Below are 20798 nucleotides of genomic sequence, written 5' to 3' on the forward strand. Positions count from 1 at the left end.
AGATATTAATATACGTTACTAATTATTCCGCCAATATATTTGGCGGAATTTTTATTTATAAATACATTTGGCTGGGTCACATAATAAAGATAATGAAAAAATGCTTTTATAAAATATTTAAATTTTTTTTGATATTATTAGTTTTATTGAGCAGTAGTTTTTTTATTGCTGACTCTCTTTTTCCTTTATCTATTTCACAAAATAAAACTACACAAACCGTTGTTGCAGATGATGAAACGCCATTATGGCGATTTGCTGATCAAAATGGTGTTTGGCGTTATTCAGTCAGTCTTGATGAAGTGCCAGACTATTATCTTGAAGTTTTATTAAATTATGAAGATCGCTATTTTTATGAACATATTGGTATTAATCCGATTTCTTTATTTCGTGCAGCTTGGCAAAATATATCAAATGATAAAATCGTTTCCGGTGGTAGTACTATATCTATGCAAGTGGCAAGATTATTATATCCACACGATCGAACGCTAACGGGTAAGCTAAAACAGATCTTTAGAACCCTCCAGCTTGAATTACATTATAGTAAAGATGAAATCTTAACTTTATATATTAACCACGCACCCTATGGTGGCACAATAGAAGGTATTGGGGCGGCAAGTTGGTCTTATTTTGGTAAACAGCCCAAAGAGTTAACAAGAAGTGAGGCAGTATTATTAGCAGTGTTGCCTCAAGCCCCAAGTCGATTACGACCCGACCGATTTCCTGAAAGAGCCAAACAAGCTCGTGATAAAGTATTAGACCGATTGGCAGAATATAAAGTATGGTCAAATGATTTAATCGAAACCGTTCGACGCGATGAGGTTTGGGTATATCCACGAAAAGCACCACAAGTGGCTCCCTTACTGGCTTATCGTTTAAAAAATAAATACCCTAATGAGGATATTATTCATTCCACTATTGATGTTTCAATTCAATATAATTTAGAAGATTTAGCCATCAATCGTGTGAAACAACTACCGCCTAAAACATCATTGGCTATTCTAGTAGTCGATCATACTGATATGACAGTAAAAGGTTATGTCGGTTCAGCTGATTTTAATGACAATGAACGCTTTGGCCAAGTTGATATGATTAGTGCGTTACGTTCTCCTGGCTCTACACTAAAACCTTTTATTTATGCTCTTGCTCTTGATGAAGGTATGATTCATTCTGAATCGCTATTGCAAGATGTTCCTCGTATTACTACTGATTATCGTCCAACCAATTTCGATGATGGTTTCTATGGGCCGGTTAGTGTATCTGACGCATTAAGTAAATCATTAAATTTACCAGCGGTTCAATTAATTGAGTTATATGGCCCAAAACGATTTGCAGGTAAATTGGCTGGTATTGGGTTACCTTTATCTTCGATAGGCAATGAGCCTAATATCTCCTATATATTAGGTGGTGCTTCATTAAGGATGGATAATCTTGTTAGTGCATATAGTGCATTTGCTAGGCATGGCGAAGTGAGTCCATTGCGCTTTACTCAAAAAGAGCCATTGATTAATAAACCCTTTATTTCAGATGGTAGTGCTTGGATAACAAGACAAATGTTAATTAATAGTAATCTATTAGCTTATAAAACAGGAACCAGTTATGGCTATCGGGATGCTTGGGCAGTTGGTATCAATCCAAGATATTTAATTGGCGTTTGGGTAGGGCGTCCTGATGGCACTCCCGTTGTTGGGCAATATGGTTCAATGTCTGCCATGCCAATTTTACAACATGTTAATTCAATTTTATTAAATAGAGAAAATCGTTTAAATCGTCCACTTACTACTTATGAAAAACCAGCATCAGTATCTTCTACGAAAATTTGTTGGCCATTAGGGCAACCTCTTCCGGAATCTGATGTAAATTGTCACCGTCAAAAGACCGCATGGGTTTTAAATAATATGACACCGCCAACACTAAGTACCTATGGTGAACTAAAAAATAATATCTATCGTTCTGGGTGGATAACGATTTGGGTAAATGAACGAGGTGAACGTGTTGCTGCTGATTGTCCCGGAGCACAAAAAAAACAACTTGCCCTATGGCCAGTATCATTAGAAAACTTTTTGTTAACAAAAGAGAAAAGGCGGACTCTATTACCACCAATTGATAAAAGTTGCCCTGTAATGGGACAAGATGTTTTTGCTTCACTCAATATCGTAGGTTTACGTGATAAACAATTGATTAGAGCATTACCAGGAAGTCATCAAGTCACAGTTGATTTAACTCCAGAGGGTGGATATGGGGAAAAATGGTGGTTTTTAGATGGAAACTTAGTTGCTAATTCTAAAGATAATGAAAAAGTGGCCTTAACTATTGCTAAAAAAGGTGTTCATCGTTTGCTATTATTAGATGAAAGCGGACAAATATTTCGATTAAAGTTTATGTCAGATTAATTAAGTAACAAACTCAGTGGTTAATTTATTGCCCATTAAATATGTAATGGATTGCTATCTGAGGTTTATTTTAATCGGGATTAACAGAAATATCTAACGTGGCAGAAACAGTTAGCATCTATACAATATGTCACGGTTCAAAGTGCTTGTAAGATAAGTTTAACAAAAGTTAGACAATCAATGTAGACAAAAATATAGTGATCAGTGGGATAATTATTTTCAATAAAGCTAATACTACAAATAAAGTCATTCCATTGGTGATCTCTTATTAGTGGAATATATTATTTGGCAATATGTAATTTAAATGTTTGATTTTGAAGAGCTTGTACGGATTCTGTATCAAGATGATTATCAGTAATAATGTCAGTAAAGCGGTTTAGAGGTATAGACGTAAATAAAGAATAAGTATTATATTTACTACTATCTGCAACAAGAACAACTTTATCTGCCTTCTCGGCAAAGCTAGATTTTATTAATGCTTTATCTTCAGTTGGTGCTGTTACACCTTTACTTAAGCTCCAAGAGTTACAACTAACAAAGGATATGTCAGGATTAATTTGTAAAAGCAAAGAGCGACCATGTTCACCGATGCAAGATTGGCTACTGTCATCAATTTTCCCACCAATTATTGTGACTTCAATTTGTTTAAATTCAGACAAAAATAGCGCGATATGTAAGTCAGATGTAATGACCCTAACTGGCATTTGCGTAATTCTTTTTGCTATTTCTAATGTCGTAGTACCGGCATCAAGAGCGATTGAGTCACCAGGTTTTATTAGCTTTGCAGCTACATCTGCTATAAGTTGTTTTTCATTAAAATTTTTGTGAATTTTTTCGAAAGTAGTGGGTTGATTTGGAATAAAACGGTTTAGTGTCACGCCTCCATGTGTTCGACTAATGACACCTTGCTGATCTAATTTGATTAAGTCACGACGAATAGTCGCTGGAGAGGCTTCAGTAGCAATAACTAAATCTTCGACTGTCACTAGATTATGAATTTTTAAATAGTCCATGATTTGATCTAGTCGATTGTATTTTCCCACTGAAAACTCCTCTTTTATTTTACTTAATTAGATAACAGTTCCGCTAATCGGATTGATTCTATCATACTATCTGGTTTTGCGACACCTTGCCAAGCAATATCATAGGCGGTTCCGTGGTCAGCGGATGTGCGAATGAAAGGTAAACCAGCTGCAATATTTACACCATCATAAAATCCTAATAACTTAAGTGGAATATGACCTTGATCGTGATACATAGCCACGACTATATCAAATTTGCCTTGGTGTGCTTGTAAAAATACAGTATCTGGTGCACATGGTCCAATGGCGTCAATTCCGTATTGGCGCATTTTTTCGATAGCGGGAGTAACAATTTTAATCTCTTCATCACCAAACAAACCATGTTCACCAGCATGAGGATTAACGCCTGCAACGGCAATTCTAGGGTGCTTAATCCCAATTTTTTTAAGGAAATTATCAGCAATTTTAATTACTTTTTCAATGCGTTCACTGTTTAAGGTATCTAAGAATTTACGTAATGAGACATGGGTTGTGACATGGATGACTTTAAGTGAATCGGTATAAAGCACCATTGCTACATCTTTGCTATCAGTTAATTTTGCTAATAATTCGGTATGACCTGGATACATATGCCCAGCAGAATGTAAGGCTTCTTTATTTAATGGTGCGGTGGCAATAGCTGAAACTTCGCCGCTTAAAGCAAGCTCAGTCGCCTTTTTCACACATCGGTAAGCCAAATCACCAGCTTGCGGTTGAATCATACCAGGTTTTAGAGAATCAATATCATCTAACTTTATATCAATGACATTAATAATATTAGGTTGAAAAATAGCATTACTAACTTGTTCAATCACATTAATTGAAACATTAGTAAATAACCCCATTTTTAATTGCTTTTTCAGAACTTCAGCAGAACCAACTACAACAGAATGTATATTTTTAAGTACTTCTGATTGTAGAGCTTTTACAATAATTTCTGGTCCAATACCTGCTGGATCCCCCATTGTTATCGCTACGATTTTTGACATCGTATTTCTCCTTTAAATAAATTCTAATGTTTTTAAAAAAATATCATTTGAACCAAAGCCTCCAGCTTTGGTAAATACACGATATTTTATAGGTTTGTTACTTATTAATTGACCATAAGGTACACCAGGACTTACTTGTCCTTCAATTCTAAACCCTATAGCCCCTAAAGACTTGGCTATAGCTATCGCTACATCTCCACCAGTCAAAAATAGATTTTTAAACTGTAGCCGATTGACTAATTGACCTAAAGATTGACAGATATGTTCACCAAGTTGTTCTCGAGTTAAGTTATATTCCTTACAATAATCTTCAACTTTATAACGATCGTCTATATTAGAACTTGTTCTGACTATGCAATGTTTTTGATAATCTAGTTGTGATTGAATCTTTTTTGTTAATTGGGTTAATGTAAATAATGATATATGTGGTAATAATTCTGTAATATTTATATCAAAAATTACCCAATTATCTTTCTGATTAACCGTATAATTTATTTGTTGTTGTGTCTTTTCACTCATTGAACCCGCTATGACTAATAATGGATGAGTACTTATCCTGGGGTTAGTTGTATTTTTTTCTTGATGAATTATTGGTAAAAAATCAATCAAACCAGCTGATCCAACTAGTAATAATTTCTCTTGTAATGGTAAGATTTGTTCAACTATACATTGCAAATCACCGTTTGTTTTAGCATCAACAACAATCATTTTTTTACCATTATTGATAGCATTTTCAATATGTTCTTTTAACTTATAATTTCTTACTTGATCTAAATTGACCTCTACACATGAATAGTTTGTTTGTTGTTCAATACAATCTTTTATATTTGATGAGTAAACAGGCGTTTTAGGGTCACTAGCAAATTCAGTATTAATTAATTCAATTCCATTTATGTAACAATTTCCATTTATTGTCGTACGATTCATATTGGGATATGCAGGAACAACCAATGCAACTTTATTTTTAAAATTATCCAATAGCGTGGCTATTTCAGTACCAATATTTCCTCGTAAAGTAGAATCAATTTTCTTATAAATTTGCTTAACGTCAGGATTATTAATAATAACTTTTTGTATTCTTCTTTGAGCTTCTTTATCTGTAACGGCGCGACTTTCAGTATTCACGACTATAACATTATTATTTTTACTTTCTTGAAAACTATGTTTTTCTGATAAGTTGGCTTCTTCCCAATTGAAAATTACATCAACTACCAATCCTTTGTTTACTAATTGAACTCCAGCGTCATTAGAACCGGTGAAGTCATCAGCAATAATCAACTTAATCATTAAGAACTCTTAATTATAAATAATTCCAGTTTTCTGATTATACATATTCTTTATTAAAAAAAACAATTATTATGATTAAAATAAATCAAAAATTGCATAATGTGATCTTGATCATAGTTTTTCATATTCAATTTGATCAAAATGCAAACATAAATTAATATTTAGTGATTAAATGAAATCAATATGATTTTTAATTGTCATTTTTGGAGCGTTTGTTGGAGATGGTTATGCATATAAATAGCACAATTCTTAGTGGACAAGGAGTTTTAAAAGATCTTCATTTTTTATTTAAAGATCGTAAGCATGTTCTGTTTATAACAGATCAAAATATTATTAATTTATCCGTAACAAAAGAACTCATCAAAAAAGTGCAAGAAAATGTTGCTTTAGTAAGCATAGTTGATGATATTCCGCCGGAACCAAGCCATCAGGATGTAACTAACTTACTTAATAAAATGAAGGTATCTAATGCTGATCTCGTAATAGGTGTAGGTGGTGGAAGTGTACTTGATGTAGCTAAATTGATTTCTGTTTTATGCGTTAAAGATTCCAATATTACTCTTGAACAATTATTAGATGGGCAAAAACCAATTAAGCGGTGTACTTCTGTATTGATACCGACTACAGCCGGTACAGGATCAGAAGCAACACCAAATGCGATTCTAGCTATACCTGAAAAAATGACCAAGCAGGGTATTATTTCTCCCGTCATGTTACCTGATTATGTTTGTTTAGCACCTGAATTAACAACGTCAATGCCAAAGCATATTGCTGCTTCAACAGGTATAGATGCATTATGCCACTTAATAGAGTGTTTTACAGCCAGTATCTCTAATTCGGTTGGTGATAATTATGCTTTGATAGGTATGGAAAAGCTATTCAATTCACTCGAAAAATCAGTTGATGATAACACTGATATAGAAGCAAAATTGAATATGCTTTGGGCTTCTTACTGTGGTGGCGCAGCTATTGCTCATGCTGGTACTCATTTAGTTCATGCAATGTCTTATCCACTTGGTGGTAAATACCATATCCCTCATGGAGTTGCTAATGCAATTTTACTTGTTCCTTGTATGGAATTTATTCGTGATGCAGTCGTAGATAAATTTGCTCAAACTTATGATCTTTTACCTGATGCTGTTCTAACTTTAACCGCAGAAGAAAAATCGCATGCTTTAGTTAACTACTTTAGAGAATTAGTAAAACGCTTAGCATTACCTAGTAAATTACAAGAACTTAATATTTCACCAGATGACTTACCTTATTTAGTTGATGCAGCTCTTGATGTGAAACGTTTAATGAATAACGTGCCAAAGCAAGTTTCCAAAGAAGATGTATTAGCTATTTATCAATCGCTTTTATAGAAACTTTGGCTATTAGGAGTAAATATTATGAGAAAAAAAATAGAAGGGATTTTAACTGCTATCGTGACTACATTTGATGATAACGGTGATTTTTGTCCAAAACGAATGCGTAAACAAGTTCAACGTCAATTAACTAATGGTAACAGTGTTTTTTGTAATGGTACTAATGGTGAGTTTTTTGTATTAAGTACTCAAGAAAAAATTAAAGTGACTGAAGTTTGTGTTGATGAAGTTGCTGGCCGTTCACCAGTTATGGCTCATATTGGGGAAATCTCAACACGTGAAACAATCAAATTAGGCAAAGAGATAGAGAAATTAGGTGTTGATGCTGTATCAGTCATAGCACCTTATTTTATACCAGTTAAACAAGAAGAGCTAATTTATCACTACACGGCTATTGCTGACGCTCTTACTGTTCCCGTCTTTTTATACAATATCCCCGCCAGAACTGGTAACACAATTCAACCTGAAACAGCAGCCAAATTAGCTGAACATCCCAATATTTTAGGTATTAAAGATAGTGCAGGTAGTGCAGAAAGCTTACAAGCTTTTCTTGATGTAGCTAACAACATAGATGGATTTGATGTATTAACAGGGCCAGATTCGCTCATTTATCAAGGTTTTGTTGGTGGGGCTGTTGGATCTATTTCAGGACTCGCAAATGTAGCTCCGGGTTATATCAATGCCATTTGGAGAAATTTTAAAGAGGGTGATTTAGCTAAGTCTAAAGCTGCTCAAGATGCCGTTGGGGATTTAAGAAAAAATTTGTATGCAACAGTATTTTCACCAGCAGCTGTGAAGAAAGCATTAACTTTAATGGGCGAAGATGTTGGTGTAAGTCGTTATCCAGTTATGTTCTCTGATGAACATATAGCAACAATTAAAAATATTATTAAAAAACTATAACAAATATTTACATTGTAATTATATTAAAGATGAAAGGTGATTTATGCATTATTTTGGAACGATGGACACAATAATAATAATTAGTATTGTGGTTCTCTACATATTAGCTACCTCATGGATGACTTATTTTTTAAGAAGTAAAAACAATAGTGATTTCATGGAAGGGTCTCGAGCTGTACCTGCAATTGTTGTAGGTATTTTATTGATGACTGAGTATATTGGTGCGAAGTCAACTATAGGAACAGCTCAGTCTGCATTTGATAATGGTATTGCAGCGTCATGGTCAGTTATAGGTGCTGCAATAGGGTTTCCATTATTTGGCTTGATATTAGTTAAAAAAATTTATAACACTGGAGAAATCACTATTTCTGGTGCTATTGCACAAAAATATGGTAACTCAACTAAGAATTTAATTTCTCTAATAATGATTTATGCATTAACACTAGTAAATGTTGGAAATTATATTAGTGGAGCTGCAGCTATTTCTACTGTGCTCCAAATCTCTTTACCTGTTGCAGCTCTTATTACTGCAGTGGTAAGTACATTTTATTTCGCTTTTGGTGGATTGAAAGGTGTGGCTTATGTAACAATTATTCATAGCGCCGTTAAATATTTTGGTGTGTTATTTATTTTAGGAACGGCGCTTTATCTTACCGGTGGTTTTGGTCCTATGATTGAACAAATGCCACCTCATTATTGGACTTGGGATGGTTCAATCGGAGCAAGTACAATTTTCGCCTGGTTAATTGGTACTATAGGTTCAATATTCTGTACACAATTTGTTATTCAAGCTATATCATCAACTAAAGATGCTAAATCAGCTAAAAGAGCTTGTTGGTATGCTTTCTTTTTCTGCTTACCAATTGCGATAGCAATAGCTATTATCGGTGTTTGTGCAAAATTCCTTCACCCTGAAATCAAAAGTTTATATGCATTACCTGTATTTATTCAAGATATGAATCCTATCATGGCAGGCATTATTACTACATCATTAGTTGCTTCAATTTTTATCAGTGTTAGTACAGTGGCATTAGCAATAGCTTCTTTAATTGTTAAAGATTTCTATGTTCCTTACTGTAAGCCAACAGCAGAAAAAGAATTTAAAGCAACAAAAATTATTTCGGTTATTGTTGGTTTTGCTCCATTATTACTTGTACTTGCTTTCCCTGAAGTTCTGAAATTATCATTCTTCACAAGAGCAATTCGATTATCAATTACCATTGTGGCAATGATAGCCTTCTATCTACCATTTTTAAATAGTACACGAGCTGCAAATATGGCTTTAGTTGGTGCTGCAATTATAACGTCTCTTTGGTTCTACTGCGGTGATCCGTTTGGTATTAATAACATGTATGTAGCATTAATTTCACCTGCATTAATTATGTTATTAGACAAAGTGCTAATCAGTCCTTTTGTAAAAACTAAAGTGAAAGCGGATAATTTATAAGGAGATAACGGAATGACAAAAGTAAGATTAGATTGTTCAGGCCGATTATGTAAAAACACTGATGATACAAAACGTGTTGATGCATATTTGCCGACCGAATGTGTGCAAAATCATGCAGCAAATTTGTTGCAATTGCCAAACGGTGATCTACTTTGCACTTGGTTTGGAGGAACACAAGAAGGGATTCCTGACATTTCTGCGTATTATTCTAGATTGAAAAAAGGAAGTGATACATGGACAAAAGCGGTTAAACTTTCAGACGATCCAACACGATCTGAACAAAATCCATTATTCTTTTTAGATCCTGATAATGTTCTATGGATTTTGTATACTGCGCAAATTTCAGGAAACCAAGATACTGCGATTGTCCGTTATCGAAAATCACTAGATTATGGAGAAACCTGGGGGCCGATTGAAACATTATTGGAAGACCCCAATAAAGGTATTTTTATTCGCCAGCCTATTACTGTTATGCCAAACGGGGATTGGTTATTGCCAGTTTTTTACTGTATTGCAAAACCCGGTGAAAAGTGGGTTGGAAGTTATGACACTAGCGGTGTGATGATTTCTAAAGATAAAGGTAAGACATGGTCAAATATTGATGTTCCTGAAAGCCTAGGTTGTGTGCATATGAATATCTTAATGCTAAAAGATAACTCTTTGTATGCTATTTTTCGAAGTCGTTGGGCTGATTATATTTATGAAAGTAGATCAACAGATGGTGGCTATACGTGGACAAAACCAATTGCTACCATTTTACCTAATAATAATTCATCAATTCAAGCCACTGTATTAGATAATGGACATATTGCCTTAGTGTTTAATAATTCAAGTGCCAAAGATGCCAAAGAAAGGCGAGTGTCTCTTTATGATGAAATAGAAGATGAAAGCAGTGCACATAAAGAAGAAGCAAAAATTCTTGATGGGCAAAAAAATGCTTTCTGGGGTGCTCCTAGAGCGCCTATGTCGTTAGCAATTTCCACTGATAATGGTAAAACATGGCCCTATATTCGAAATTTGGATGAAGGTGATGGTTACTGTATGTCAAATAATTCAAAAGACAATCTTAATCGAGAGTTTTCATATCCAAGTATCAAACAAGGCTTAGATGGTAAGTTACACATTGCCTATACCTATTTTAGAATGGCAATTAAATATGTTTTGGTTGAAGAGGATTGGGTTAAGTCCACTATTAATAATAAGTTCTAGCAAATTTAAAGGGCTTAAATTTTAAAAAGTAAACTGGCAAAGGGAGATTGGAAATGATTGCTGGTAATACAAAATTTCTACATTTAGCAACACTACCTAAGTCGTTATATAGTATTTTAGCTCGACCAGAGGCTAGCTTTGAATATCTAAAGACTTTACCTGATGGTAAATATCAACTAAAAGGAGAAAGGTGGTTTTATAATGTCGGTGATTCTTATACTTCGCCTGAGCAAGAGCGACATACAGAGTTCCATAAGCTATTTTTAGATATTCAAATGATCTTAGAAGGTGAAGAAATCATTCGTTACAGTTTGATTGATTCTAGTAATGAACCTTGCTATGAGAAAAAACCTGATTTGTATATTTTGGAAAATCCTAAAATAAATAATGCTATTTATTTAACTGAAGGAGATTTTGTTACTTTTGCACCTGGTGAAGCCCATCAGGCTTTGTGTATGATTAATGTTCCACAAAAAGTACGAAAAGCTGTATTTAAAGTTCCCATAGATATTATTTAAATTCAATTATCATTTACTAAAACATCCAACAAGTAAGCCAAAGCAAGTTCAGTTACTGAGCTTGCTTTTTTAGTTAAAACTTTTATGTATTTTCAACGTATCTGATATGTATCATAATTCAATATAACTATAAGTTATAACCATGTAAACATTTGTTATTTATCCATACGATTCTTTATTGATAGACTTGATATATATAAACCAGTCCTTCATTTTTTGGGAGTCGATATGAAATTTTTAACTAAATCATTAACAGCTGCAGCACTATTTACGGTCTTGTTAGGTATCAATTCAGCCTACGCCGATCGTTTGGATGATATTGAAAAACGAGGGGAGATCAAGATAGCTGTTTTTGATAGTAATCCTCCGTTTGGATTTATTGATGAAAAAACTAATAAAATTGCTGGGCTTGATGTTGATTATGCCAATGAAATTGCTAAAGCATTGAATGTAAAAGTCGAACTAGTTCCAACTAATCCGGCCAACCGTATTCCTTTACTAACCTCACAAAAAGCAGATCTGATTGTTGCAAACTTTACGGTTACTGATGAACGAGCTAAAACAGTCGATTTTAGTTTGCCTTATTTTGCTACTGGCCAGAAGTTTGTAGCTAAAAAAGGATTCCTAAAAACAGCAGATGATCTTAAAAATCTTCGTATAGGTGCCGATAAAGGTACAGTGATGGAAATTACTCTACGTGAGAAGTACCCAACTGCTAAAGTAATCTCATATGATGATACACCTTTTGCTTTTGCAGCATTACGCAATGGTGTTGTACAAGCTATTACTCAAGATGACGCAAAGTTAATTGGTTTACTTGCTAATGTTCCAGAAGAACAACGAGCTGCTTTTGAAATATCTCCATTTAGTATAACTCAAGAATATCAAGCTGTAGGTATTCCAAAAGGGGAAACCCGCTTGAAAGAAAAAGTTGACCAAATATTATTAAAGCTTGAAAATGATGGTGAAGCGTTAACTATCTATAACCGTTGGTTTGGACCTGATACAAATTCAGCCATGCCTCGTGGTGATTTCAAAATAGGTAAAGGTCAATAAATAATGTATGAGCAATTACTGGAACCCCGTTATTTATGGTGGTTGTGGGATGGTTTTTTAGTCACTATCGCTATTTCAGTTTTAACAATCATTCTCTCTACAATATTTGGTTTTTTGCTAGTTATTGCTCAACAAAGTCATATCAAAATTATCAAAGGCGTTGTAATTAGTTATAACGCTATTTTTCGTTATTCTCCATTGTTACCGCAGCTTTTTTTCTGGTATTTTGGTATAGGTAATTTGTTACCAGTAGAATTTAAAATGTGGCTATTTGATGAACCGCAAATCCAGCTGTTTTTTTTCTCTTTAAAAATGCCTTCTTTTGAATTTATTATTGGTTTAATTGGATTAACATGTTACTCCAGCGCTTTTATTGCTGAAGAATTTCGAGCAGGAATTTTGGGAATAAGCAATGGTCAAGAACAAGCATCATTAGCTTTAGGCCTTACACGTTGGCAAAGTATGCGGTTTATTATTTTACCTCAAAGCATTCGTATCGCATTTCCTCCGTTAATTGGTCAATATATGAATATCATCAAAAATTCCTCTTTAACAATGGCTATTGGGGTGTTGGAACTATCTTATGTTTCACGTCAAGTTGAAACCGAATCGCTGAAAACATTTCAGGATTTTGCGATAGCAACATTTTTATATATTTTAGCCATTGTTATTGTTGGGACACTAGGCAATATTTACCAATCAAAGCGATTAAACAGGGTCTAATTTTTTATGGATTTTAAAGGTTTTGAAGTAATTTGGAATAATTTAGATTACCTAATGTGGGGTAATTTCCCAGGCGGTATTGTGTTGACTCTTTTAATGAGCTTAGCTGCTATTATCTTTTCGTCTATTTTAGGTATTTTCGCTGGTATTGGTCTAACTGTTTGCAAAGGATTTTTACGTCAACTTTTAGTTGTAGTATTAGGATTTTTAAGAGCGATTCCCGTTATTATGCTGATATTTTGGACTTATTTTTTGTTGCCAGTGCTATTGAATATTGATGTGCCAGCTATTACAACAGTTATTTTTGCTTTATCTTTAATTGGTGGCGCATATATTGGTCATTCCGTGTATGCGGGAATGGTAGCTATTGCTAAAGAACAGTGGCAAGCGGCTTTTTCGTTAGGTTTAAATAAAAGACAAGTCATCATTTTTGTTATTCTTCCTCAAGCATTAAAAATGATGCTGCCTTCATTTGTTAATCAATGGGTATCATTAATTAAAGATACGTCTTTAGCTTATATAGTGGGTGTTGCAGAATTTACATTCATTGCTACCCAAATTAATAATCGTAGTATGGTTTATCCTACTGAAATATTTTTATTTGTGATTGTTGTTTATTTTATTATTTGTGCTGCACTTGATTTTACTGTCTCTTTATTGCCGAAATACCATTTGATTACTCGAAAAAATAAACGATAAATATCATTTATTAAATGTTCAAAATCCTTTTTAAGGTTCTTTTAAGCTTTATTGATTAAATTACAACTAAATATTGTTTTTATAGGTCGTTGTATGTTGCTTGATATGAACACTCATCTTTTTTTATTAATTAATGCTCAAGAACAAGCCTCCAAATTATTTATTCTTTTTGCCATATTTTGTGCAAATTATTTAATCTTTGTTCCTATAGTCATATTGGGAATATGTTTTTTATTCAAACCTGTTTATAGACAATTAATCATAAAAATTGCTTTAGGTTTGGCTGTAGCCTTATTTGTAACCTTTGTTATTCGACATCTATTTTATTCTCCACGACCATTTGTTCTTAATATTGGTACCAACTATTTGAATCACGATAAAACGAGTTCTCTTCCTAGTCAGCACGCTGTTTTTATTTGGACTATTTGCTTCTCACTTTATCTAAATTATAAAAAGCAATTTAAAGCATTAACTTATCTATGTACGATTGTTGCATTACTTGTTTGTTGGAGTCGAATCTACTTAGGTGTTCATTGGCCACTGGATATTCTGGTGGGTATGTTGTTAAGTTTTATCTCTGTTTATTTAGTCAAAAAGATATGGTTTATACGTTCAAAAAGTTTTAAATAATTATTCGCTAAATTATAACTATCAAAATGAACTTAAATTTTTAAAGCATTGGGAAATAAATAGTAAAGCGTATAATAGTTGTAAATGTTACATTTCTTAAATCAAAATTAGGTAACACTATAATGAAAATTCTTATAGTAGAAGATGATAGTTTATTACAAAAAGGTTTATATGACGCGATAACGTCTAATGGCTATGTTTGTGAAGTCGCATCTAATGGCAAGCAAGCTGAGGATCTTATTGAGTTTGCACAGTTTAGTTTAATTATTCTTGATTTAGGTTTGCCTGATTGTGATGGCTTAGAGTTACTCACCCGATGGCGCAAAAAAAATATCGATATTCCTGTACTAATTTTAACCGCTCGCGATACTATCGAAGATAGAGTTGAAGGTTTAGATCTTGGTGCAGATGATTATTTAATAAAACCCTTCGCCTTAACCGAATTGCTAGCCAGAATAAGAGCGTTAATTCGTCGAAATCAAGGAACTGCCGATAATATTGTTAACTATGGTCCTATTTCAATAGATATTAAACTTCAAAAAGCTACTTTAAATAATCAAGAAGTGATATTGACGCCAAAAGAATTTATTTTACTATCTAGATTGATGTTGAAAGCCGGTGAAAAAGTGCATCGAAGTTTATTACAAAATGATCTATATGATTGGCAGAGTGATCCAAGTTCAAATGTGCTTGAAGTTTATATTCACGCCTTAAGGAATAAATTAGGAAAAGATTTAATTAAGACTGTGCGTGGGTATGGCTATCAACTCAATATTAATAATTAGTTATTATTTTAAAATTAATTGAATGGCAAATTTATGATTGAACAGTCTTTGAATAATATTCGACATAGTATCCGTTGGAATCTATTTTTTACTTTGGGTGCAATAATGCTAATTTGCCAAATTATTACAGTATTTTGGTTATGGCATGAGAGTAAAGAGCAAATTGATGTTTTAGTTAACTTAACGTTAAGTCAAAATAAAATAGATGAAGTGGTTGAACATGAAGAATTAGAAGCAATTTTTGCATTATTTTGCTCAGCATTTTCCATGATGGTTGTAACTTTATTTTTGGCCTATAAGGCGATTAAATGGATTACTAAACCCCTTGAGATACTTGAAAAAGATTTAAATAAAAGAACTGAAGATAATCTTAAGCCAATAAAACCAATCAGTAATATGCGTGAAATTAAGTCAATTACTACGGTATTAAATAATTTATTTGAAAGGCTTAATAATACATTATCTCAAGAACGTTTATTTACAGCAGATGTAGCTCACGAGATGAGAACACCTTTAGCAGGTATTCGATTACATCTAGAATTATTAGAAAGTAAAGATAAAATAGATTGCCATGAGTTAATTGAACGAATAGATCGTTTAGTAAATACCGTAGAACAACTGTTGATGCTTGCTCGAGCAAGTCAAAAATTTACTCTAGGTCAGTATCAAAAAATTAATTTTCTAGATGATATTCAAATTCCCCTTTTTGATGAATTGACAGAGTTAACAGTACAGAAACAACAAAGTATTGATTGGGAAATTACAAGTAATAATATAATTTTTAATGGTGATGCGACTTTGATTCGTTTACTGATTCGTAATTTGGTTGAAAACAGTTATCGGTATAGTCCAAATGAAAGTAAAATTACTATTAGTTTTTATAAAGATGCTGAAGAAATTGTGATAGCCGTTAAAGATGAAGGGAACGGTATTGACGAGTCAAAAACAGAAAAGTTAACCCAAGCTTTTTTCAGAATGGATCGTAAACATGATGGAATAGGGCTCGGCTTGAGTATTGTTAATCGTATTACTAAATTACATCATGGCCAATTTACATTAAGAAATCGGCAAGACCAAAAGGGTACGATTGCCGAAGTCAGACTTAATGATTCACATCATCAATTAACTTAGTGATTAATGAATTATGCTTATTTTCTCGAATTAGTGATGATAAAAATCGTTGCCATGTGCGTTCAATTTTGGCTTTTGCAAAAAAGCCTACATAGTTAGCGATAGGAATAAATGTCGAATTACCAATGTTATCAATAATAATTAAGCGATTTTCCTCTGGTGACAAATGCTGAAATAAAATATTTTTACTCTTGATTGTCATAGTAATGATTCTATCTTTCAGCAAGGCTGTTTTTAATGCTTTGAGTGATACAACTAACGCATCATAATTTTGATTAGTTGCTTGTTCGTCGAACAGATATTTTTCTAATGGAATAGAAATTTTTCCATCATAGTCACGAATAAGTTCAAAAACATGACCTTGACCAAAATTAGTCATTACAGGACCATAATATTTTGCTAGCACATCCCATGAGATATTGCGATTTATAAGGTGCTTATAATAGGCAATTTCACGGTTTGTTTCTTCTTCTGCTCCTTCATTATAATTGACTTTGATACATTTATTAGGATCATCGGGGTGATGATAACATTTGCGGTGTAAACCTTTACTTATATAATCTTTTTCAGCAAGTTGAATTAAGTTTTCCATCAATTTTTATCGTGTTATTTAATATTAGTTAAAAGTGTAGCAGTTACTGTTTTTTCTCGCTACGCTTTTTTTATCATAAATCCTAGCGCTTTTTTAATATTTCTGTATAATATTGCCACCCACGTTACAACAGTGTTTTTCCCAACGCTGTTTTCGGTTGTCAGTATTAGTATAACGACTCGAAGGGGTTAGTTAGTTAATAGTTGCAATCAAAAAGTGTAAATAAATCAAATGATTTATTAACGTGAGATTAATTAAAATTTGGATAAATACAAATGAGTACTTTTTCAGCTAAACCAGAAACAGTTAAACGCGACTGGTATGTTGTAGATGCAGCAGGTAAAACGTTAGGTCGTTTAGCTACTGAAATCGCAAGCCGTTTGCGTGGTAAACACAAAGCAGAATATACACCACATGTTGATACAGGTGACTATATTATCGTTATCAATGCAGAAAAAGTTGCTGTAACAGGCAAAAAACGCACTGATAAAATCTATTATCGTCATACTGGTTACATCGGTGGACTTAAAGAAGCGACTTTTAAAGAAATGATTGAACGTCATCCTGAACAAGTCATCGAAATTGCTGTAAAAGGCATGTTACCGAAAGGTCCTCTTGGTCGTGCAATGTACCGTAAACTAAAAGTTTATGCTGGTAGTGAGCACAATCATGCGGCACAACAACCGCAAGTATTAGATATTTAAGGGGATAGAAGATGGCTGATAATCAATATTACGGTACAGGTCGCCGCAAAAGTTCTGCTGCTCGCGTGTTTATTAAACCAGGTAGTGGAAATATCATTATTAACAAACGTTCATTAGAGCAATACTTTGGTCGTGATACTGCTCGTATGGTTGTTATGCAACCTTTAGAGTTAGTTGAAATGACTGACAAACTTGATCTTTACATCACAGTTAAAGGTGGTGGTATTTCAGGTCAAGCGGGTGCGATTCGTCACGGTATTACTCGTGCATTAATGGAATATGATGAAACTTTACGCTCTTCATTACGTCAAGCGGGCTTTGTTACTCGTGATGCACGTCAAGTTGAACGTAAAAAAGTGGGTCTACGCAAAGCACGTCGTCGTCCACAATTCAGCAAACGTTAATTGCAACGTTACAAATTTGTTTCGAAACCCAGCCTATGCTGGGTTTTTTTTATCGCTATATAATTTTAAACAAGCTGTAATAATATTTATTCTATTTTTATTAAATTATAATTAATTCAAATGGATAATAATAATCTTTGTTATCTTGCTCTTACTTTATTGAAATTAATAAACATTCAAAAATGACAATTTGTCGAAAAAACAAAAAGAAAATATATTTTTTTTAACAAATTTGTTATCCAATTTGCTAGAATAGTAACCATATTAAAACTTAATTAAAATTTCGCATATTTGGAGTGAACATGGTTGTTGCTGTTAATAAACGTTCTGTGATGACATTATTTTGTGATACAACTGACATTTACGGCCATCAGATTCGTTTTGTGCTGGCAGAAAAAGGGGTAACAGCTGAGATCGAGTTTGTTACATCAAATACTTTACCTCAAGAATTATTGGATCTTAATCCGTATGGTTCAATCCCTACCTTAATCGATCGTGATCTAACTCTTTATGAAACACATATTGCATTAGAGTATTTAGATGAACGTTTTCCTCACCCGCCATTAATGCCGGTATACCCAATTGTTAGAGCTAATTCCCGCTTAACAATGTATCGCATTAAAAAAGAATGGTATAGCGCCTACGAAACGATCTTAAAAGATCCTGATAGTAGTAAAGCTAAAGAGGCTCGTAAAAACTTACTTGATGACTTAGTTTCTATTTCTGTCATGTTCAAAGAAAAAGATTACTTTATGAGTGATGATTTTACTTTGTGTGATTGCTATTTTGCTCCTTTACTATGGCGTTTACCATTGATTGGTATTGAATTGCCAAAAGTTGCAGAGAAAAACTATCTTTCTTATATGGCACGTGTATTTGAACGACCTGCTTTTATAAATTCTTTAACTGAAGATGAAAGAAAGATTAGAGCTTAAAATTTATTTTATCTAATGACAGATTAGCAATTAAACAAGGTAGCCGTTATGGAACTTGATGACATGACTCCTCGACGCCCTTATATATTTAGGGCATTTTATGACTGGATTTTAGATAATGATTTAACTCCTTATGTTGTGGTGAATACGTCTATTGATGGTGTATTAGTTCCACAAGAGTTTGTGAAGGATAATCAGATAGTACTCAATATTGCACCCCAATCGGTAGGACAGTATTTGGCCAATAATGATCAAATTGAATTTAATGCTAGATTTTCTGGTGTTCCTCAACATATTGTTGTGCCAATGGCTGCTATTGAAGCTATTTATGCTCGTGAAAACGGAGTAGGGATGGGGTTTGAAGATGAACCATACTACAAAGCCTTAAGACAAAGTGCAACTAAGCAATCCGAAAATGTTAAACCAGCAAATCCTTTTAGGGTTGTTAAATAGCTATTCTTAATTATTTTTTTATTATCCTATTTAAAGTTTAGCTAATAAATAGGATATCTTCCTACCTATTGGAATACCCATGCTAAAACTAGCTAACCTAAATCACACAATTTAAACAAGATTGTTATCTTGTGATGTTTAAAATTAAGAATAAGTTTTATAAAAAAGTGTTTAGTTAATTAATTTATATAATTCCACTTTTCTACTGCTTTTTCTATACACTTTTACCTATAAAGTATTAATTATTTTATCTTGTTTATTTATCATCCCGAATGTCGCTATAGCTTTAATCATATTATAGTTGATGATAGCCTATATTTGTTAGCCTAATCGGTATATCATATGGCAAAATAAATAATGAAAACAGACAAATGAGTAACGAAATTGAATTAAAGTTTCAAATCAATCAAAGTGATATAGAACACTTACAAAGTTATTTAAATCAATGGGTTTATTGTGATGAAGCAGAATTTTCATCACAAAAAAATTTAACCAATCAACTAAAATTAACTAATACTTATTATGATACCGAAGATCATTTATTGAGACAAAATGGTTGTGGTTTGCGTATTCGAAGTACTGAAGATGGCCAAAATAAGTGTTATGAAATTACCGTCAAATCAAAGGGTAATTCTGTGAGTGGCTTACACGAACGAATTGAAATTAATCGGCCTTTACCTAATGACAAATTAGATTTAAGTGTGCTGCCCAAAGAGGCATTACCTGATGGTTTAATCCAGTTAAATCCACTTTTTACGACTAATTTTAAACGTCAAACTTGGTTGATATCATTTGCCAATAGTGAAATAGAAGTTGCTTTAGATATAGGCAACATTACCTCAAACGGACAATCTAAACCAATACAAGAAGTTGAGCTCGAGATAAAACAGGGTAATAAACAAGATTTGATCAACTTTGCGATTGAATTAAGTCGCTTTAGCTTACATCTGTTTTCTCAGAGTAAGGCTTCGCGAGGATATCGCTTATTTCTCAATGTACCTCTTACTCCTAGCGTTTATTCTCCACAAATAGAGCGGGATTTGCCAAGCCTACTAAACTTTTGGCAACAAAATGAAGAATATGCTTTAGAAAATAACGATTTAACTTATTATAAACAGCTACTTATTCAAATAAATGAAATATTAATAAATAAGAATTTTGAAATTGAGCCAGAATTTCAGCAGTGGCAAATGGCAATGCAATGTATTAACTCGATTAAAAATTTTGCTTATAGCGAGGTAAACACAAAATTCAAACTTAGGCTAATTTCAGAAATAAATAAAATATAGGTATCAAAATGAAATTGGAAAGGACTTTTTTTAAATTACCACTATTATTAGTTTTATTTTATTGGTTATTTAATATTTTATATATTGTTGTCTATTTCACTGGATTTGATGATTATTTTTTACTGTCAAATATGACAAGTAATCAACTTATTAAAAATTTAACTAAGCAAGTATTAATCAACTTCTATTACCAAATACCAAGCTCAATTGTTGTATTTGTATTTTC

Annotated in this window: 21 protein-coding genes; 17 read left to right on the forward strand and 4 right to left on the reverse strand. The window is 33.0% G+C overall.

What is annotated here, in order from left to right; translation table 11 throughout:
* Positions 1-92 precede the first annotated feature (92 nt).
* Complete coding sequence (gene pbpC, locus J3U24_RS07270) at positions 93-2390, forward strand: penicillin-binding protein 1C (protein ID WP_416380497.1); 2298 nt, start codon at positions 93-95, stop codon at positions 2388-2390.
* A 281-nt stretch (positions 2391-2671) separates the two neighbouring features.
* On the opposite strand, the gene J3U24_RS07275 is transcribed toward pbpC, so the two are convergent.
* Genes J3U24_RS07275 through dtnK form a run of 3 tightly spaced genes read right to left on the reverse strand, consistent with a single transcriptional unit; the run spans position 2672 to position 5727 of the window.
* Positions 2672-3433 (reverse strand): DeoR/GlpR family DNA-binding transcription regulator, encoded by a 762-nt coding sequence (locus J3U24_RS07275; RefSeq protein WP_141677452.1) that lies wholly within the window; start codon positions 3431-3433, stop codon positions 2672-2674.
* A 23-nt stretch (positions 3434-3456) separates the two neighbouring features.
* A complete protein-coding gene (gene pdxA, locus J3U24_RS07280) occupies positions 3457-4440 on the reverse strand; it encodes a 4-hydroxythreonine-4-phosphate dehydrogenase PdxA (RefSeq protein WP_267337404.1) in 984 nt (327 codons plus the stop codon).
* A 12-nt stretch (positions 4441-4452) separates the two neighbouring features.
* Positions 4453-5727 (reverse strand): D-threonate kinase, encoded by a 1275-nt coding sequence (gene dtnK / locus J3U24_RS07285; protein WP_267337403.1) that lies wholly within the window; start codon positions 5725-5727, stop codon positions 4453-4455.
* A 227-nt stretch (positions 5728-5954) separates the two neighbouring features.
* Between dtnK and J3U24_RS07290 the strand changes: the two genes are divergently transcribed.
* The 11 genes from J3U24_RS07290 to pmrB all read left to right on the forward strand — a co-directional run bounded on the left by J3U24_RS07290 (position 5955) and on the right by pmrB (position 16195).
* Positions 5955-7091 (forward strand): iron-containing alcohol dehydrogenase, encoded by a 1137-nt coding sequence (locus tag J3U24_RS07290; protein WP_267337402.1) that lies wholly within the window; start codon positions 5955-5957, stop codon positions 7089-7091.
* A 27-nt stretch (positions 7092-7118) separates the two neighbouring features.
* Positions 7119-7997 (forward strand): dihydrodipicolinate synthase family protein, encoded by an 879-nt coding sequence (locus J3U24_RS07295; RefSeq protein WP_267337401.1) that lies wholly within the window; start codon positions 7119-7121, stop codon positions 7995-7997.
* A gap of 43 nt (positions 7998-8040) precedes the next feature.
* Positions 8041-9444: a sodium:solute symporter family protein gene (locus J3U24_RS07300; RefSeq protein WP_267330616.1), complete on the forward strand. Its 1404-nt coding sequence runs from the start codon at positions 8041-8043 to the stop codon at positions 9442-9444.
* 12 nt (positions 9445-9456) lie between these two features.
* Positions 9457-10653, forward strand: a complete 1197-nt coding sequence (locus J3U24_RS07305) for a sialidase family protein (RefSeq protein ID WP_267330615.1) — start codon at positions 9457-9459, stop codon at positions 10651-10653.
* 53 nt (positions 10654-10706) lie between these two features.
* Positions 10707-11171, forward strand: coding sequence for a YhcH/YjgK/YiaL family protein (locus J3U24_RS07310; RefSeq protein ID WP_267330614.1), 465 nt, complete (start codon positions 10707-10709; stop codon positions 11169-11171).
* A gap of 228 nt (positions 11172-11399) precedes the next feature.
* Positions 11400-12227, forward strand: coding sequence for an ABC transporter substrate-binding protein (locus J3U24_RS07315; RefSeq protein WP_267330613.1), 828 nt, complete (start codon positions 11400-11402; stop codon positions 12225-12227).
* A gap of 3 nt (positions 12228-12230) precedes the next feature.
* Positions 12231-12950, forward strand: a complete 720-nt coding sequence (locus J3U24_RS07320) for an amino acid ABC transporter permease (RefSeq protein WP_065733860.1) — start codon at positions 12231-12233, stop codon at positions 12948-12950.
* A gap of 6 nt (positions 12951-12956) precedes the next feature.
* Complete coding sequence (locus tag J3U24_RS07325) at positions 12957-13649, forward strand: amino acid ABC transporter permease (protein WP_267337400.1); 693 nt, start codon at positions 12957-12959, stop codon at positions 13647-13649.
* A gap of 105 nt (positions 13650-13754) precedes the next feature.
* Positions 13755-14279, forward strand: a complete 525-nt coding sequence (locus J3U24_RS07330; protein ID WP_176701500.1) for a phosphatase PAP2 family protein — start codon at positions 13755-13757, stop codon at positions 14277-14279.
* A 122-nt stretch (positions 14280-14401) separates the two neighbouring features.
* Positions 14402-15064, forward strand: coding sequence for a two-component system response regulator PmrA (pmrA, locus tag J3U24_RS07335; protein ID WP_220225855.1), 663 nt, complete (start codon positions 14402-14404; stop codon positions 15062-15064).
* A 33-nt stretch (positions 15065-15097) separates the two neighbouring features.
* A complete protein-coding gene (gene pmrB, locus J3U24_RS07340; RefSeq protein ID WP_267337399.1) occupies positions 15098-16195 on the forward strand; it encodes a two-component system sensor histidine kinase PmrB in 1098 nt (365 codons plus the stop codon).
* Here pmrB and J3U24_RS07345 read toward each other — a convergent pair.
* Complete coding sequence (locus tag J3U24_RS07345; protein ID WP_065733865.1) at positions 16167-16787, reverse strand: YrbL family protein; 621 nt, start codon at positions 16785-16787, stop codon at positions 16167-16169. The two genes, pmrB and J3U24_RS07345, sit on opposite strands and share 29 nt — an antisense overlap.
* Positions 16788-17062: 275 nt before the next feature.
* Here J3U24_RS07345 and rplM point away from each other — a divergent pair, with 275 nt between their 5' ends.
* From rplM to J3U24_RS07370, 5 genes are all read left to right on the forward strand, one after another.
* Positions 17063-17491: a 50S ribosomal protein L13 gene (rplM, locus tag J3U24_RS07350; RefSeq protein WP_034901369.1), complete on the forward strand. Its 429-nt coding sequence runs from the start codon at positions 17063-17065 to the stop codon at positions 17489-17491.
* Positions 17492-17502: 11 nt separating this feature from the next.
* A complete protein-coding gene (rpsI, locus tag J3U24_RS07355; protein ID WP_065561853.1) occupies positions 17503-17895 on the forward strand; it encodes a 30S ribosomal protein S9 in 393 nt (130 codons plus the stop codon).
* Between the two features lie 302 nt (positions 17896-18197).
* The gene (locus J3U24_RS07360) at positions 18198-18830 is read left to right on the forward strand and encodes a glutathione S-transferase N-terminal domain-containing protein (protein WP_065562614.1); all 633 of its coding nucleotides are present in this window, start codon (positions 18198-18200) and stop codon (positions 18828-18830) included.
* 48 nt (positions 18831-18878) lie between these two features.
* Positions 18879-19283, forward strand: a complete 405-nt coding sequence (locus J3U24_RS07365) for a ClpXP protease specificity-enhancing factor (RefSeq protein WP_267337398.1) — start codon at positions 18879-18881, stop codon at positions 19281-19283.
* Positions 19284-19654: 371 nt separating this feature from the next.
* On the forward strand, positions 19655-20572 hold the full coding sequence (locus J3U24_RS07370; RefSeq protein ID WP_267337397.1) for an inorganic triphosphatase: 918 nt from the start codon (positions 19655-19657) through the stop codon (positions 20570-20572).
* The last annotated feature ends 226 nt before the right edge of the window (positions 20573-20798 follow it).

The organism is Gilliamella sp. B2785 (assembly GCF_026537005.1).
GTDB classification, from domain to species: Bacteria; Pseudomonadota; Gammaproteobacteria; order Enterobacterales; family Orbaceae; genus Gilliamella; species Gilliamella apicola_E.